9 protein-coding genes and 2 pseudogenes are annotated in these 16,102 nt (G+C 61.4%); 6 read left to right on the top strand and 5 right to left on the bottom strand.

The genetic code is table 11. From position 1 onward, the window contains the following. Positions 1–88: 88 nt before the first annotated feature. The 4 genes from QX048_RS21730 to mobF all read left to right on the top strand — a co-directional run bounded on the left by QX048_RS21730 (position 89) and on the right by mobF (position 4,347). Positions 89–673 carry a hypothetical protein gene (locus QX048_RS21730; RefSeq protein WP_316200669.1) on the top strand — a complete coding sequence of 195 codons (585 nt, stop codon included), beginning with the start codon at positions 89–91 and terminating at the stop codon, positions 671–673. A gap of 411 nt (positions 674–1,084) precedes the next feature. Next, positions 1,085–1,405 (top strand): hypothetical protein, encoded by a 321-nt coding sequence (locus tag QX048_RS21725; RefSeq protein WP_316200668.1) that lies wholly within the window; start codon positions 1,085–1,087, stop codon positions 1,403–1,405. Continuing rightward, on the top strand, positions 1,402–3,213 hold the full coding sequence (locus tag QX048_RS21720) for a type IV secretion system DNA-binding domain-containing protein (protein WP_316200667.1): 1,812 nt from the start codon (positions 1,402–1,404) through the stop codon (positions 3,211–3,213). The genes QX048_RS21725 and QX048_RS21720 overlap by 4 nt, the downstream gene beginning before the upstream one ends. A 3-nt stretch (positions 3,214–3,216) precedes the next feature. Continuing rightward, entirely contained in the window at positions 3,217–4,347 is a 1,131-nt protein-coding gene (gene mobF, locus QX048_RS21715; protein ID WP_316200666.1) for a MobF family relaxase, read from the top strand. A 1,174-nt stretch (positions 4,348–5,521) separates the two neighbouring features. On the opposite strand, the gene QX048_RS21710 is transcribed toward mobF, so the two are convergent. The 3 genes and pseudogenes from QX048_RS21710 to QX048_RS21700 all read right to left on the bottom strand — a co-directional run bounded on the left by QX048_RS21710 (position 5,522) and on the right by QX048_RS21700 (position 10,153). Further along, positions 5,522–6,718 carry a DUF932 domain-containing protein gene (locus QX048_RS21710; RefSeq protein WP_316200665.1) on the bottom strand — a complete coding sequence of 399 codons (1,197 nt, stop codon included), beginning with the start codon at positions 6,716–6,718 and terminating at the stop codon, positions 5,522–5,524. A 374-nt stretch (positions 6,719–7,092) separates the two neighbouring features. Beyond that, on the bottom strand, positions 7,093–7,404 hold the full coding sequence (locus QX048_RS21705; RefSeq protein WP_316200664.1) for a DUF736 domain-containing protein: 312 nt from the start codon (positions 7,402–7,404) through the stop codon (positions 7,093–7,095). Between the two features lie 737 nt (positions 7,405–8,141). Next, a pseudogene (locus QX048_RS21700) lies at positions 8,142–10,153 on the bottom strand (ParB/RepB/Spo0J family partition protein). Between the two features lie 827 nt (positions 10,154–10,980). Here QX048_RS21700 and QX048_RS21695 point away from each other — a divergent pair. Next, positions 10,981–11,216 (top strand): annotated as a pseudogene (locus QX048_RS21695) (DNA polymerase IV); the annotation flags it as partial. Between the two features lie 140 nt (positions 11,217–11,356). Here the strand turns inward: QX048_RS21695 and QX048_RS21690 are convergent. Together QX048_RS21690 and QX048_RS21685 are read right to left on the bottom strand one after the other, a co-directional pair. Further along, positions 11,357–14,086, bottom strand: a complete 2,730-nt coding sequence (locus QX048_RS21690) for a TrlF family AAA-like ATPase (protein WP_316200663.1) — start codon at positions 14,084–14,086, stop codon at positions 11,357–11,359. A 47-nt stretch (positions 14,087–14,133) separates the two neighbouring features. Further along, the gene (locus tag QX048_RS21685) at positions 14,134–14,751 is read right to left on the bottom strand and encodes a hypothetical protein (RefSeq protein WP_316200662.1); all 618 of its coding nucleotides are present in this window, start codon (positions 14,749–14,751) and stop codon (positions 14,134–14,136) included. Positions 14,752–14,963: 212 nt separating this feature from the next. Here QX048_RS21685 and QX048_RS21680 point away from each other — a divergent pair, with 212 nt between their 5' ends. Then, positions 14,964–16,094, top strand: a complete 1,131-nt coding sequence (locus QX048_RS21680; protein ID WP_316200661.1) for a DUF4238 domain-containing protein — start codon at positions 14,964–14,966, stop codon at positions 16,092–16,094. Positions 16,095–16,102 lie beyond the last annotated feature (8 nt).

Raw genomic sequence — 16,102 nt, 5'->3', positions numbered from 1 at the left:
CGAAGGGGCCAGAGACATAAAACGACTTTTCAGATACCGATAAATTCGGTATTATACGGGATCGTCTCCATTTATTCTGGAGTTTCCAATGGAAAGGCTGATTGTCCCTATGCAGCCTGGCTGCGGCGCTCGCTCTGGCGCAACCCCATCACCATCAGAGGCAACCTCCCCGGAAGCGGTGTCCAGAGAGAATGGCAACGTACCGTCGGGGCCGTCGATGAATTCCAGCAGCTCTCTGAGAGTCGAGGCGCTAAACATTCCAAATGAGCTTCTAGCGGGCCGGACGGTCCTAGCTGAGCAGCTTGAGGACGATTTCGCGCTTGTCCAACTTGACACGGCGTTTGTCACACTGCTGTCGGAGTTTTTCGCCCTGGAGCCCGAGCACCATGACGGTCGGGGGCGACGAGACGCGGAGAGCGTTCGCTCGGACGAGGCCAAACGAACGCAAGAGTTCGAATCGGTCCTGGCTCGCCTGGAACCCGTTGAGCGGGCAATTATGGCCACGCCCGCGCGGACGATCGTAGGTCTGGGCATAAAGGCTCGTCATGCAGCCTACGTGATGTCAGAGCATTGGGATGCTCCTATCGAGCAAATTGACTGGCACGCCCAAGCCGTTAGGCTCTTGATCGAAGCGGTGTGTAACGCTGCCGACGTGCAGCTGCCCTTCAAATAAAACGGGCCGATTAACGCGCACGATCGACGCAACGTATTTGCTCACGATTTGCCAGCCGGATCAGAGGTCGACATCGTGGCTTGCGGCCTTGGGGGCAAGTCAGAAAACGTTCGCATGATTGTCGAGCAACATGGCCACTTCAGCAGCTGGTCTAGCAATTTCACGCCGATCGTACGATCGGCGACCTGGATTCCGAAAAGAACCACAATCGGCAATCGACGTCCACTCGGGGCGACGATCAGCTCGATCTATGTTCTTCGTCGGTAGACACTTCTGCATCTTTGCTCGCTTGGTCTCCTTGAGGCATCGCCAGGCGAGACCAGACGTTGCCTAAGAACGGTGACGTCCTTGAGCGAAATGTCTTATTGATCTCGTGATCGATCGCCTCGGCAACTCTGTTGAGGCAATCTCATGACGAGCAAGACAAGACCAATCTCGATCCGTCTCGCAGCGAGCGAGATTGAACAAATCCAAACACGCGCTCACAGACTTTCAGCAAACATCAGCGGGGTTGCCCGCGACCTGATCCGCACCGGGCTTGCTGGCGGCGACAACAAAGCGCTAGCCGATCGCTTGATGCGGATCGAGCGCCGGATCGTCGCGCTCGAACAGCAAGGCCAAGAGACATACGCGCGGGTCCAGTCCGTCGACAAGGCGACGCGCGACCTGCTCGCGATGTTCGAGGCGCTTTTGAAGGCGCTCACCGACGAAAGCTCCGGGAGGGCAGCATGACCCGGCGTTTGCGGATCATTTGCTTTCTCGCTGCCATAGGCTGCTTCACGGTTGCGGCAAGCATCTCGCATCTCGGGTTCGAGGTCTGGCCGCCGAGCGCCAAGCTGGCAAACGGATGGAGCGCCGAGTTCAAGCCAGCAGACATCGACGTCTGCATCAGAGAGCGTGGCCTGGCCTGGCTGGGAGACCGCTCCGGCGAGGCCTATTGGCGGGCTTGCCGAGACTGGCTCACCCGATATCAAGCTTTGACGGGCTTCGAGCTTCGCTTCTGGAGCGTGATCGGTGCCAGTCTTGCGGGCTTACTGGCGCTGTTAGGGTTTGCGCTAAGCCTTCGGCTGGATTCGGTCTCGCTCAAGGTCCTTCGCGGAGCACGGCTGCAAACAGGCCGCCAAGGCCTGAAGGCATTCGCCCGGGCCGCAGCCGCGGAGTGCCAGGTCCATGGCAAGGGGGTTGAGTTGATGCCGGCTGTGCCGTTCGGCCGTGAGCGGGAGGCGCGGCATTTCCTGATCGTCGGCAGCGTTGGCGGAGGCAAGACTCAGACCATGCTTCACTTGATCGACGAAGCACTCTCCCGCGGAGATGGCCTTTTGGTGCTCGACACCAAAGGCGACATGATGGGCGGGCTTCCAGCCGATGGAGACCCCCTCCTCGTCGCGCCACATGATCAGCGGTCTCTGGCCTGGGACGTGGCAACCGACTGCAGCATCAAGCAGGACGCCCGCGAGCTCGCCGCCCGCTTCATTCCGCCAAGCTCAGACCCGATGTGGTCGCAGGCGGCACAAGAGATCTTCGTCGCCTGTATCGTCTATCTCCAGGCGACCAAGGGGAAGGACTGGGGGTGGAGTGATCTGGAACGAGCGGTGACCGCCGATGTCGACAAGCTCGCAGCCTTTGCCAAAGACCACAACCCCAATGCGCTGCGACTGCTCGACCAGCCGGAAAGCAAGACGACTCTCAGCATCCTGACCACCTTCCAGACCCACATGCAGATTGTCTCCGTCCTGGCAGAGGCCTGGTCCGATCCAACGGCGCGCCGCTTCTCGATCCGCAACTGGCTGCATCACCCCACGCCCTATCGCCCCCTGATCCTGCAACACGACCCCGGCTATCCCGAACTGTCGCGGATCTGGATTGGCAGCATGCTCGGCCTGCTTGCCTCGGCCGTGGGCAGCCCGACCCTCGCGGAAAGCCGCGAGAGACGTGTCTGGCTCTTCCTGGATGAGTTCCCACAGCTGCCGCCGATCAAGCAGTTTCCGACCTTCCTCGAGCTCGGCCGCTCCAAGGGCATTGCGGTCGTGATCGGAGCGCAGGACACGGCCCAGATCCGCGCAGTCTATGGACAGGACCAAGCCAAGTCCTGGTTTGGCATGACCGGCACCAAGATCATCACTCGGATCAATGCCAGCGAAGCGGCCGAGGACATCAGCCGCCTAATCGGCGAGCAGGAGATCGAGCGGAGAACGAAGAGCTCAACGCATGCCGGCGGCAAGACCAGCGTCACCGAGAGCACCCAACGCGAGATGCGCCGGGTGATTACGGCATCTGAGCTTGGCTCTCGCCTTGGCCCAACCAGAGACGGCGTACGAGTCCTGCTCATTGGCCTTGGAGAGGACGTCTATGAGCTGGAGCTGCCCTATCTCAAGCTACGCCAACTGAGGGAGCCGATCATGCCGGCGGATTGGACCCGCCCCTTGGCCGGAGCGAGGCTCTCGGGCGGCGCCGGCGAACACACCGATCCAGCTCCGACGCCCTCACCTGCCCGCCTCACGAAGGACTTGGCGGCCCAGATCCTCAAGCGGCGGGAGTGAGCCATGGTGGCCTCCATCTCTGCCCGCGGGAACGCCGCTTCTGCCTCCCGCTACTACAGCCATCTGCAGCGCGACGATTACTACAGCCGCGATGGCGAGCCACCCGGCCGCTGGACCGGCAAAGCGGCCGAACGGCTTAGCCTCGACGGGTCGGTCACGCGGACAGAGTTCGACGCTGCGCTGCGCGGGATCGATCCTAAGACCGGCGAGCGGCTTGCGCAGCCCGGCGGCCGCGGCCGCGAGCACGCGGCGGGCTGGGACATGACCTTCAGCGCCCCCAAATCGGTCTCGGTACTCTGGGCGCTCTCTGAGGCTCCGGAGCGCCAGATGATCGCGCAAGCTCATCGGACGGCCGTGCTGGCGGCATCCGCTCAACTGGAAGCCAAGGCTGGCTGGGCCAGACGTGGCCGGGCTGGAGCCACGCGAGAGCAGACCGCGGGGCTGCTGATGGCCCAATTCGACCACCACACCAGCCGCGAATCCGACCCGCAGCTGCACACCCACACCTTCATCTTCAATCTCGCGCCGCGGCGCGACGGCAGTTGGGGCGCCATCGTCAGCCGCGAGCTCTACAAGGCCCAGAAGCAAGCCGGCGCGACGTACCGCCAAACCCTTGCCGCGGAGCTCGAACGGAAAGGCCTTCAGCTCGAAGGGCAGAAGGATACGTTCCGGGTGGCGGCCATCCCGCGCCACGTCGAGCGCGCCTTCTCCAAGCGGCGGCAGGCGATTGAGGAGGCCGCGAAGGCCCACGGCTACAGCACGCCAAAGGGCATGGAGCTCGCGACCTTACGCACGCGCCGCCCCAAGCGGGATGCCAAGCTCGGCGAGCTCACCAGCCACTGGCAGGCCGAGGCCAAGGCGCTGGGATTTGATCTCGGCAAGAGCCGTGATCACGTGCACGCGGCGACCAGCGGCCGTTCTCACGCGGGGCTCCCAGGACGGCTAGGTCAAGCCGGCTCGCCGATCGCTCAACCATCACCGTCGACAGCTTTGCCCGCAGGTCAGCCAACCCGGAACCAAGCCGCCGCTCAGCTCGGCTCTCGCCTCGGTCGAGTCCTCCGCACGTTGGACCAGCCGACCGGCATGTCTGGCGCCAAGATCAAGCTACGTTATCGCGAGCACGAGCGGGATTAGCTGAGATCCCAAGAACACAAATTGGAGGTTGCTTCCCGGCCTGCGGCGGTCCCTGGATGCACACCCGGATTGCCGACCCTGAGCGAGCTACTGCGCGCATCGCAAATCAATCTGCAGCCCTCGTGAACCCATTTGCAAGGTCAAATCCTGTCTCAAGGGTCGACATCTTCCGCGGGCCCTAAGCCGAGGCAATCCCACTGGAAATCGAGCTTCAGACCGGGAGTTCAGTCGTATGAGCGTCCAACCGACAGCAAGTTATTGATGAGCCGCGACTTGCCGATCGTTCGGCAGGACCGCTGTATTCGGTCGATCCTACCCTCGTAAACGCCAGTCAAGAGAAGGTTTTTTGTTTCACCCCAATAAGATAGCCGTACGCGGCCTGCGAAGCGTCAGCACCGGAGGTGCATAGGGTGTGAAAAATCCCTTCTCTTCCTTCCTTGAGCCTTGGCTTGGCTTCTCGTCTTCTTCCGAGGCTTGTGGATCAGCCCGATCTCAGCCGCTACGTCGCATAGGTCTTGCGATCGGAGTGTCGATCAGGCCACTGCGACGCAGCCAACGAGCTGCGGTCCAAGTTCGGAATTCGTGCCGTTTATGTGCAGAACAATGAAGCGAAGTTCCCTTCGACCGCTGCACGTCTAACGATCTCTCAGCCGTCCGGCTGCAGACCGAATACACTTGCTGGCGCTGGCCAATGTCGATCATGGCCAATCTGACAACGTTGGTCCAAAGAGATGCAGCGCTCGCAGAACCAAGGTTGAAGCCATTCCCCAGCGCGTCCACGCCGGCGCTCCGACTGACTTTCTTCGCAACCACTGCAAACGAGGTATCGTTTGTTCGGTACGTTCTTAGCAGGACGTGAGCGTCAGCAACGTCACTGCAGGCCAACGTCCTAGCCGTCGCTTGACGTCGTGAAGTCGCGGCAGCCGACGATCTTGTGAGATAGCGCAACCCGCGCAATTCAAAGACCTCGGACGGATTCGTCCGTCCAATTGGAGGTTGTACTTGTAATCCCACGTTGGTTTCTTCTTCTGTCGCGAGCCGGGCCGGAGGCCCGGCGAGCTCCGGCCGTTTGCGCGTAGCTGCCCCGCCGGTCGAGCCTACCCAGATGGCCACGCTGCGGATCGGGGTTACAGACGGCCGCGCAACCGATGTCACCCGGCTGCGCGGCTATTGTTCAGATGGCGCGCTCCATCAGGCGCCTGGCCTTGCCTTCGAGGTCGAGCCTGGCGTCCTGATGCGCCTTGCCGCGCGCAACGGCGGTGATGCCCTGCACAAAGTCAAAGATGCTCTCCGGCTTGCGATTCTCTTCACCCAAGACCGCTTCAATAACCTTCGACTTTTCGGCTTTGGAAAGACCGCTCTTGCGCAGAAAACTCTCCCGATCCTCATCGGTGCGAGCGACAATCCGCTGCCGTGCTGCCGCAATGCCGGCGACGAATGGCGCGGGCGAGGAGTTGGCAAAGTTCGTCAAGGCCGGTACAGCCTCATGCGCAAAGCGCTGCGCCGCGAACTTCGAATGCCGGATCGTGATCTGCTCGAAATTCTCCACGCCCCAGAGGTTCCGGTTCATGCAGACGGCACGCAGATAGAAGCTCGCAATGCCGAGGGTCTTGCTGCCGACCTCGGAGTTCCAGCAATAGAACCCCCGGAAGTAGACGTCCGGCGAACCGTCAGGCAGCCGTCCCGCTTCGATCGGATTGGTGTCGTCGACCAAAAACAGGAACACGTCGCGGTCACTGGCGTAGAGCGTAGTGGTGTCCTTGGTCACATCCACAAACGGGTTATGAGTCATGCTCGACCAGTCGAGCACGCCCGGTACTTTCCATCGTGTGTCGCCGGTGCCATTGCCGGCGATCTGCATGACGGCCGCAACCAGTTCGTGATCCCAGATGCGGCCGTAGTCCGGTCCGGTGACAGCGCGAAGCTCGATCCGGCCGCTGTCGGTTTCCAGGGTTTTGATCAGCTCGGCGCGGTGCGACAGCAACCCATGTTGCAGATTGATGGCTGACAAGGCTGCAGGCAGCTGCCGCAGATAGGCGCTTGGCGCGCCAACAAGCGTGCATAACTGCCCAAAACTCCAATGCGTCGGCGCCACAGGTTCGCCACGGCCGGGAACGATCAGGGCCAGCCGCTCGGCGTTCTCACGGGCAGCTTCGACGCGGATGGACGCGCTTTCCACGGTGCGCACCTCGGCGCACTCTGCCCGGCTGCGCACGGCGTCATAGAGGTCCGGCAGGTTGAGGTAGCGCTCGTCATCGGGACGCGCAAACCACTCCGACGACACCCGGCCGATGCGCTGGCCGCGCGATACGTCCACGCGAAAGCCGCCGGAAACAGGCTGCTGGCCTTGCGACAAAGTCATCACGGTCATGATTGTTTTCTCCTTCGGGTCTGAGGTTGAAGCGCAGCGCTGCGCTGCAACCCTGCCCGTCGGCGAGACCTGGGGTAGCAAGGTCAAGGGCGGCCGGAGTGGAGGGGGATCACCCGCCTGACAAGGGCGCGCGAGATCCGCGCGCGTCTGCACGCGCCGTTTCAGTGCGAGATTCTTGGCATCAGTGAGAGGCGCGGAAGACCGGGGAGACCGCTCCGGCCGGCACGTTGTCGTGCTTCACCCTTGCCCGCGCGAGGGCGGAGCCCTTAGCAATCCCTCTTGAGAAAAAGAGCCTTGGCCTTCCTTCCAGACGGCGATGAACATGCAAGAAGCCCCGCCTCCTTCGAAGGCGGGGCCGATGATCCAGCGTTGGATCAGTCGCCGCTGCGGCGCGACCAGATTAAGGTGAAACCCTCGTCGCCCTCGGTCTTGACCAGCGAGGCGTAGATCGGCGCCGGGAGGCTCGGATCGTCGAGCTTGACCGAGAGATATTCGCGGTCGCTGTCGCGGGCGGTCTTCTTCCAGGCCGCGCCGAACTCGACCGTGGCGGCGAAGATGCGGTAGTCCGGCGCCTTGTCGTTGTCCTTTTCGGCCGCGACGAACTTGGCCTTGATGTTGAGCGTCAGCGTCTTGATCGAGCCGGTGTAGCCGTTATCCGATGCGGTGAAGGTGCCGATAGTCGCCATGGTGGTCTCCGTCTGTTTGCTCGGGCCGCGGCCATCGCGGCCTCGATGGCGGTCCTTGGCCCGGGGAGCGATCGGCCCGCAGCCGTCAGGCCCGAAGCGCAAGCGGAGGACGATGAGAGCCGGCTTTTTTGACTTGTCGCGAGGAATGCCGCCGCTTGGCGGCAGGGGAAAAAAGCCGGCGTAGCCGTTGCGGGAAGGCGATCGAGGCTTTGGCCGGCCCTCGGGTCTGATCAGCCCATTCGAGGTCGCGTCGGACGCGGCACTACCGACATACGGAGATAGCCATGGCAACCATTGGAGCAGATGCAGCACGCGGACGCGACCAAGGCCGCAGCGGTCGAAGGATTTCTGACGTGCCCTAAGCAACCACCGTGATGTCGCGTCGAAACTAACGCAAGCCAGACTGTTCGGGCGGCACCTGCCAGATTGCAGAGGCCCTGCTGTTGCCTGCCCAGCCGATCGTGGCGCTCGATTCATGACAACGTCTCGGCCAGAGGCGACAATATCATCGCTGGTCGAGATGGACGGCGTCGATTTGGATATCCGCCAACGCGCGGTCAACTGGCTAGTCCGCGCTCGCACTTCCACTTCACAAGAAGGTTGGGCGATCGCGTTACGCCGTCACTGATATTGCGTGACACCGTCACAATAACCGATTGGCCGCGCGCCGGTCAGGTGCGCGGCCGAACATTTCCCGATGTGCCGCCGGAGCCGCGAGAGCGGCTCAGGCACAATTCTCACTCGGCAGCGGCGGGATAGGACGCGCCGCTTTGCTCGTCAGGCGCTTCGCTGACGCGCTCCTGATCGCGTCTGGGCGTCCGCAAGAGCACCGGCAGCCAGCCGGTCGCGACCAACAGCTGCTCGGCAGCCTCTGACATATCGACCTTCTTCATATCCGCGATCCGTCGGCCGCCTCGGTGCCCGCCCCTTCCCGCACGGCGTCGAGGATATGAGCCTTGGTGACACGGCCGAGATAGCTGCGCGCCGTTGGACGCCAATATCCGGTCATGTCCAGTTCAACTGCTTGCGCCAACCGGTCGGCTGTGGCCAGCGCGCGCGGCCGCCGTTCCCATGGCAGCTTGATGGCATTGACCGTCAGCGCCACGCAATGCGCGAACAGGGCCATGCGGCTGTCGTGATCGAGTCCGGCCACGAAGCTCACAGGCCGGCAACATCGCGCGGCAGCTGCCTTGCCCAATTGGCATTGCGATCCGCCCACGCTTTCCCAGGCGCGGCATCCTCGATCCCATCGGCATGTGATGCCAGATCGGTCCTGACCGGCTGAATGCCGACAACATGCGCATTGGCGCCGATGTAGAAGTTTTGCGCGGCGAGCGCGTGGGTCACAGCGATGATGGCGACGTCTGGCTGTTCACTCAAATTGAGCCGCAGTCCTAAAGTGCGCCAGGCTGTGAGGTCGCGGACAAGGAGGTCCGATAAGGGACAATCCTCCTCCTCGTCGTCGGTCCCACTCTCCTCACCCTCCCCACCCTCAGCAGCTTCGCCATCTGCGCCTTCGGCTTCCAGCGGCTCCGAGGCCTCGCCAGCCTGCTCCGGCTGCGGTCGCGGCTTGTCATCCTCAGGCCGGATGAAGCCGCGTTCGATGCGAAGGTCGCCGTCATGGCCGAGAATGACAAAGGCGCCGCCACGGGCGATATCATCGGGGTCGTAGGCATGCCGCTTCGCCTCCAGCCGGTCGATCTCCGCCTCGAGCTCGCAGAACCGGACATCCACATGGTCAGGGATTTCGTCCGCGGTCTGATGCCATTCGGACAGTTGCTCGACTTCGTGCTTGGCGGTCTCAAGCGCAGCCTGATCCTCCGCCGACAGCTCGATCTGATGGGGGTAGACCCGCCGCAAGCCATGGGCATACGGGAAATCCGGATAGGGCTCCGTCCACTTCCAGCCCTCGGCCGCCCGTAGCGCATCGGCTTCACGGCCCAGCTTTGCTGTCACCAACAGATCGAGCAATGCCAGATCTTCCAGATAGCCGCCGCGATCCTCGCTAAAGAGGTCACGCAGGACGGTCCCGCCGCCTCCACATAAGCCACGATGCCAACAAAACGCGCGCGCCGGTCGCTGGCAGGGACATGGGTTTCGGTCAGCCGGCGGCGGATGGAGCTGACGTCGCGATGATAGGACAGCCGGTCAAACGCAGCCTCCTGACGCGCGTGGTCCTCGGTGAGGGCAAACGCCGTCAGCTGCTCAAGGGTCAAATCGCCTTTGCGATAGACCTGCATCAGCTTTGGCGAAATTGCTGCCAACCGCAGCCGCAGCCGCACCACTTGAGCGGTCACACCAAAGCGGGCCGCGATCTCCTCGGCGCCAAAGCCGCGTTCGTCCGCGAGCCTCTTGAACGCCTCGAACTGGTCGGCGGGATGCATATTCTGCGGGTGACGTTCTCGTCGAGGCTGATCTCGTGGGCATCGTTGGCGGTGTCGACGATGCAGCGGATCGGCTCGGTTTTCTTGATCTCCTTTCGTTTCACGCGCAGGAGCTGAGCCAACCGCCTGCCCTCGCCGATGGTCACGACATAGAACCCGGTTGCCGCACCTTCTCCATCCAACTCCGGCTCGACAACCAGATTTTGCAGAATGCCCTTGGCGGCAGTGCTCGCCGCCAGGGCCTCGATCGCCGCCTCGCTGTGCAGCGTCTTGCGGGCGTTCTTCGGGGACTTCTTGAGTTTGTTGAGCGGGATGAAAACCTCCGTCCCGCTCTCCACAATGGTTTCCACTGATTTGGCCGTCATGATCGATCTCCCTTCTCTCGCTTGATGGGCGCATAGCGCGCGCACTCCGCGCCTGCGCCCCTGCCCGTCGGCGAGACCGGGGGTAGCAAGTGCCAGGGCGACCCGAGCGGAGGGGGATCGCCCGCCCGAAAAGGGCCGCTCGCTAGAAGCTGGGTCTGCACAAGCGCATGACCGACCGCGACGATTCAGGACGTGAGGGAGCGCGGAAGACCGGGGAGACCGCTCGGGGCGGCGCCGGCACCAGCCGGCGCTTCACCCTGGTGCGCGCGAGGGGCAACGCCCCTTAGCCTCTTGCGAGAAGAGAGACCTGTCGGTGCAAGCGATGTCCGGAAGAAAAAGGCAGCCGCAGGAGCGTCAGCATAGCGCCGACGCGGAAACCGCGGCGGGACGCGGAACCGACTGCAGTCGCGAGACCGGTTAACAAGGCACCCGAACGCAGGACAGTGACAGCGACGTCGATATGCAATGACGGCGCGGCCCGCGAGCGAGTGCCTCCGGCGAGCGACACATCATTCTGAATTCCGAGCGAGGGATCGAAGCTGGATGGCCGAGACGCCACGCGGTTCGGTTCACGAGAGCCCGCTGCGGCCGTTGCCGCACACGCCTAGACGGGTGCGCCTTGCGCAATTATGATCGAGGCAAGCTCGGTCACTTCTGCCGGAAACCGAGCATCTGCCGAATCCAAGATCATTTGCCGTACACGGGGATGAGTGCACGGAGAAATCGCCCCGCGATTGACATCACGACCTCAGCCCAGGACGGCTCCGCAGTCAGCGCACCTATCACCGCAGCTCCCACCTGCCCCTTGCCACCGATGATCAGACACGACATGCCATTCTTACGGGAGAACGGTGACGTTGAAGGTCAAGTTCAAGGACTTCGGGATCATGACGCGCAGCCGCTCCGTGCCTGCCGCCGTATCGAGCCGCACCGAACTCGAGCGCATAGCCCTCAGGCTGCTAAAGAACGAGATGCCAGTTCCCAAGCCAGTCCGCCTTCTCAGCGTTCACTGTCAGCGCTGCAGCAAGCCGACGACGCGAAGCCGCTGGCGCTGCTGATGTAATGGCCTCGTTCAATTCGTTTTGGGCCGGTTGCTGACCTTCAGCCCAGCAGCCCAAATCAGACGTGCGCTAGGTCTGAAAAGGCCGTCGCTCGGACATCGCAAACAAATCAGGCCCGCGCGTTTGGCCTTCTCAGCGCGGATCAGAACCCGTATTTCTGCCTGCGAAATTCGAACGCTTCCTGACCGCCCTCCAGCAGGTCTTTGATCATTTCCTTGATCGCAGGAGTATCGATCGATCCGCACAGGTCGTCAGGGATCGTCGCATGCTCAACTCCGCTCTCCACAACCGGCGTAAGCCCAGCAATCTGCTCAGCGTCTCCAAGGACGGGAATATTGGCGTTGTGCGTCGAGAAGATAAACTGCCGCTTCTTCTTCTCGTCGCGCATCGTCGGGACGATGCAATCGGCGATGAACCGGTTGTCGAGATCGTCCTCGGGCTGATCGACGATCAACGGCGCGTCAGATTCGAGTAAGAGGAGCAGGAGCACGGCCGTCGCTTTCTGCCCAGTCGAGAGCTGCGCAAGTTCTTTCCAGGTTTGTGCATTCTCACTGCCGACGTTCAGCTCCAGCACTGCTTCGGCCGGCACTTCGCACTCCTCAATTTCCAGAGCGAGCGCCGCCCCGCCTTGCGCCATGCGCTCTGCCGCGTTCTGTGAGAATCCGTACCTGCTGACGAGCGTAGCCGCTCCTTCGGCGACAGCCGATCCGAGATCAGTGAGGCTCAAGTCGTCCTTTGCGCGCAGCCGCTCAAGAGGCTGGGTGAAATTTCCCGAGCAATGTTTGCGAATGGCCGTCTCCAACTGGTCGAGCGTTGCGCTTGGGCGCACACTGACGCGCACGCGATCCTTCAGCCGTTTCGAAACCTTGCGGGCCGCCTTCTGAAGCTCGCGATAGTCCTCGGCCTTTGCGGCATCCCACTTGGCCAGCAACTCGCGCCTTGCTTTTTGCAGTTCCGCCAGCGTCTTCTTGCGCGTCTTGAGCTCGGTCTCCTTGGGCTTCAGGCGCTCGACCTGATTCTTATATTGCACGAACTTGTCGGCGTCGTGTCCCTCCGCCTTCAGTTGCTTGAGGGTCTTCTGATAGAGCTCGTTGGCCGCCGTTTGCTTCGGCGTCCATTCGACCTTGATCGTCTCAACCGCCTTAGTCGCCTCCTTGACGGCTGCCTCGATGGCCTTGCCGGCGGCGGTGATCTTCTGAAGTAGATCTTTCTGAACCTTGTCGAGCTTCGCGACGATCACGCCGTTAGGAAGCTCCTTGGCATCATCCCCGACTATCGGTCCATCGGCCGTCCCCTGCGCAAGAACTTCGGCAGCGAGTTCGCTGGCCTTACCGACCATCTCCATGGCATCTTCGAACAGGCGACCTTCCTTGTCGATCTGGGTTTTGTCCTTGAGCTTCTCGTCGAGGCCCGCAGCGGCAAATCGCTTGAGGTGCTCCTTGAGCGCCGGCAGCGCCGCGAGGGCCTCCTCAATGCGGCCGATCTCAGTCTCCTCGGTCGTGACGGCCGTTCGAGAGCGCTCCAATTCCTCGCGCAAACCGGCTTTGGCCGCGGACTTGTCGGCAGTCGGTTCCGTAAATCGACGCAGCAACTGGGCGAGTTTCTCGGGGAACCTTGTCAGTTCGGAGATCTCATGCTGGCCGTAGACCTCGAGGTTGCCGAGGACCGCCTGTGGCTTGACGTTCTGCAAAAGCTCACCGCTTTGGTCGCGCACGCGGGCCTTACTGCCATAGATGCGCTCGATCAAGTAGTATTGAGGTGACGGACGCGGCGAGCGCAACAACACCGCAATCGTCGCCCCCTGCCCGAGCACGCTCTTGATCATGCTGTCATGTTGGCGTTTTGCCTCATCGCCCTTGGGCGGAAGCTCGAATGCATACCGCAGGCTCTCGATCAGGGTGGATTTTCCCGCACCGCGGCCACCAATCAGAGCGTTGAGCGATTCGTTGAACCGAAGAGACTGACCGTCGAGTAGTCCACCTGCCCAGGAGACGGCGATCAGCTCGGTATGCTGTGTCGGAGCGGGATCGCTGTTGAGACGAATGCGTGAATCGCAGTCGAGAAACGCCTGGCGCAAACCTTCGATCGAAGGAACGACCATCTTGATCCACGAGGTCGTGCTAGGATCGGCAAGCGCGGCAGGATCGCTCACATCATTGGCATTGATGACCGCCACGAGGTGAGGCCGCGCATGCGCCGGGTCCTTGTTAGCGATAATGTCACGGCAATTCTCGGGCGCGCTGGCACGCGGGCCGGGCAAGGCGATCGCCAGAAGATCAGGGTTACCCCAGACACGCGCTCGGGGCTGTCCCTTTAGGGTCGTCAGCAGGCCTGACGGACTACAGGCGTGGGCGGCGACCGTGATCCCACCCATCTTGGGAATAAGTTGGAGGAGTTGCTCGCACGTCTTGTCCGACTGCGGCGACTCGGCCGTCAGGTCGGTCACGCCACAGGCGCCGATCGTTCGTTCCAGTTCGCTATGGCTGGTAGAGCCCGGAAATAGGCAAAGCAAATGCACGCCTTCGCTTGAACTTGCTTCGAATCCAAGAAGCACATGGATGCCGGCAGCCTCGAGAGCCGCGGCCAGCTTTTGCGAGGTCGCGATCCGAAAATGGTCCGTAATACCGACCACCTCGATCCCTTCCTTGACGCAGGCCGCTACGATCGCCTCGTTGTATTCCTCCTCGGTCTTGAATGCGGTCTTCTTTGCGTGGCGCGTGGTGTAGGCGAACGGGTTGACCTGCAAGGCACATTTGAAAAAGCGCGCGCCCGAAGGCTTGCCCAAAGCAGCGCGGATACCCTCCGGTACCGCGCTGTGACCCATGAGGCTTGCAAGCTGAGGATCGGGCGAATCGACCTTAGACCTGTTCATTGCTGAATATTACTCCCGACGGCAGCGCCAAAACACATTTTTTTCAATTAGAGTTGAGGCCAAGCGCCCAACAACAAACTGCTGACATGAGGAGCGCGTCGCAGCAGACCGCGTGCGTCGTGTTTCAAGGCGCCCTGCCCTTCGTCGAACGGGAATGTCAGTAAGCCGTCGTCCACGCGCTTGACAACGTCTGTGTACGCCGCGACAGCGCCTGACCCCAACTTTCCTTTCTTGCGATCGAGAACCCAGCAAAGGTCCGTTAGCCTCGCCCTCAGGGCCGGATGTTTCGCTGCTTGAGCGGCAGTCGCTAGCACCTCTTCCGGTTGACCGCGAAAGTCGGATGGCGCTGGTGACCTGCGGCCATCTGGCAATACGAGCATCGGCCCGAATGGCTCGTTCTTCTCTTCGGGCCGCAGCATCATTCCTGCAGCCGCCGCAAGCATGCCGAATACGGCCGCAGCCGACGCGTCTTCGTCGCCGGCGGCGGCGCGAAACAAGTCGCCCATTTGACGGCTATCCGCACTTTTCGATCCGGCGATCGGCTGTTCGAAATCCAACGCCTCAAGATCGGCGACAGATGCACGCAGCCAGATAGGCGGTTGCGCTTTTGTCTCGCTGCACTGCTCGCTGTCGTTGCCTGTCTCTTGATGGAAAACCTGGCTCACCCTGCGCCGAGACCAAAACAAGCTAGATACACCGCTCTTCGCAACTCAGGATGTTGATCGGGCGGACGCTTGCCTCACTCGGATCGAGAAGCCGCCGGGCACGTAGCACCGTCAGCATGGTCGCCGCAGAAACCTTTTGAGAGCAGCGGCACTCATTGCTCTTGCAAGAAAGCCGACACAGAGTAGTTCATTCGATTCGGGTTTGCTTGTCCATGCCGCAAAACAAAAAGCACCATTTTGTGCCGAAATTCTATCTCCGAAATTTCTCCGGGGATGGGAAGAGCATCGGGATTTACAACATCTCCTCGCAACGTGTGATTTCCAAGGGAAATCTTAGAAATCAGTGTTATCGGGACTATTTCTATGGCAAGGATCTGACGGTTGAGCATGCGCTTGCTGGCATGGAGGGCGCGGCCGCAGAGCTGATAAACAACGCTATTCTTAAGAACGAAGCCGTTCCGCGACCATTTTCTGCTGAGCATATCATCCTGTCGCATTTCATCGTGCTCCAAGCCGCGCGGACGAATTACGAGGCTGATGCGATGGCAGAGTCAACGGACAAGCTGTTTAAGACCATTTATCGTGGGCAGTTTGACGACCTCGACCAATATGAGATCGGTTTCGAGGATCCGGTGCTGATGTCGCTTCAGGTCGCGTCTCGGATGGTGCCGGCTGTCTACGATCTGAAGATCAAGCTTTTGCGGAACAACTCTGGACTTGGACTTATCACGTCCGATAATCCAATTGTTCGGCATAACCAGCATTTCGAAGGCAATGAACGCGCCGGCCACACCGGGTTAGGACAGGCGGGTCTGCAAATATTTCTTCCCTTATCGCCGAAATATCTGATCCTGCTATACGATGCGCAAACCTACAAAGTAGGCGAGAAGAACTGTCGCGTTGTCACTATCTCGTCGAGCGACGACGTTGTGGCACTAAATGAGCTGCAGTGGCTCAACGCGCACGAAAACGTCTACTTCAGTGAGGGTGAAGAGGCCTCGGTCCACGCGCAAGCTCTGCGCGTCGTCAGGCGCAGAAGAGACGAAAAGAGTTCCGTAAAAGAACATCCTTTGGTGGACAGAGAGCCCGATCCAGAGCCGGAAACAACGCGCGGCTTGTTACACGAGTTCAGGCCGGGATTGGATGTTCGGCTCAGGGGGGGATTCATGAAGATCCGTCGCCGTCCTAAGCACCAGCGGCATGACTTTCGCCCGGCACCGGAACGCGACAGCGACTACTCGGATCTAGTTGAAGAATTCGGACGGCTCCTTGCTGCAAAGAAGGTAGCTCCCGAGGACTTTTTTGCGTTCGCAGCGAAACATCGCCCTGCGACGCAGCGGTAGTCCTCGCA

The organism is Bradyrhizobium sp. SZCCHNS30572 (assembly GCF_032484415.1).
In the GTDB taxonomy this organism is placed as follows: Bacteria; Pseudomonadota; Alphaproteobacteria; order Rhizobiales; family Xanthobacteraceae; genus Bradyrhizobium.
Note: the sequence above shows the minus strand (reverse complement) of the source record. Positions and strands in the feature narration are given on the sequence as shown.

What these genes read in the sequence shown, in the direction of transcription:
- QX048_RS21730 (WP_316200669.1), top strand. Translation starts at nt 89, where the DNA reads ATGGAAAGGCTGATTGTCCCTATGCAGCCTGGCTGCGGCGCTCGCTCT.
- QX048_RS21725 (WP_316200668.1), top strand. Translation starts at nt 1,085, where the DNA reads ATGACGAGCAAGACAAGACCAATCTCGATCCGTCTCGCAGCGAGCGAG.
- QX048_RS21720 (WP_316200667.1), top strand. Translation starts at nt 1,402, where the DNA reads ATGACCCGGCGTTTGCGGATCATTTGCTTTCTCGCTGCCATAGGCTGC.
- mobF (WP_316200666.1), top strand. Translation starts at nt 3,217, where the DNA reads ATGGTGGCCTCCATCTCTGCCCGCGGGAACGCCGCTTCTGCCTCCCGC.
- QX048_RS21710 (WP_316200665.1), bottom strand. Translation starts at nt 6,718, where the DNA reads ATGACCGTGATGACTTTGTCGCAAGGCCAGCAGCCTGTTTCCGGCGGC.
- QX048_RS21705 (WP_316200664.1), bottom strand. Translation starts at nt 7,404, where the DNA reads ATGGCGACTATCGGCACCTTCACCGCATCGGATAACGGCTACACCGGC.
- QX048_RS21690 (WP_316200663.1), bottom strand. Translation starts at nt 14,086, where the DNA reads ATGAACAGGTCTAAGGTCGATTCGCCCGATCCTCAGCTTGCAAGCCTC.
- QX048_RS21680 (WP_316200661.1), top strand. Translation starts at nt 14,964, where the DNA reads ATGCCGCAAAACAAAAAGCACCATTTTGTGCCGAAATTCTATCTCCGA.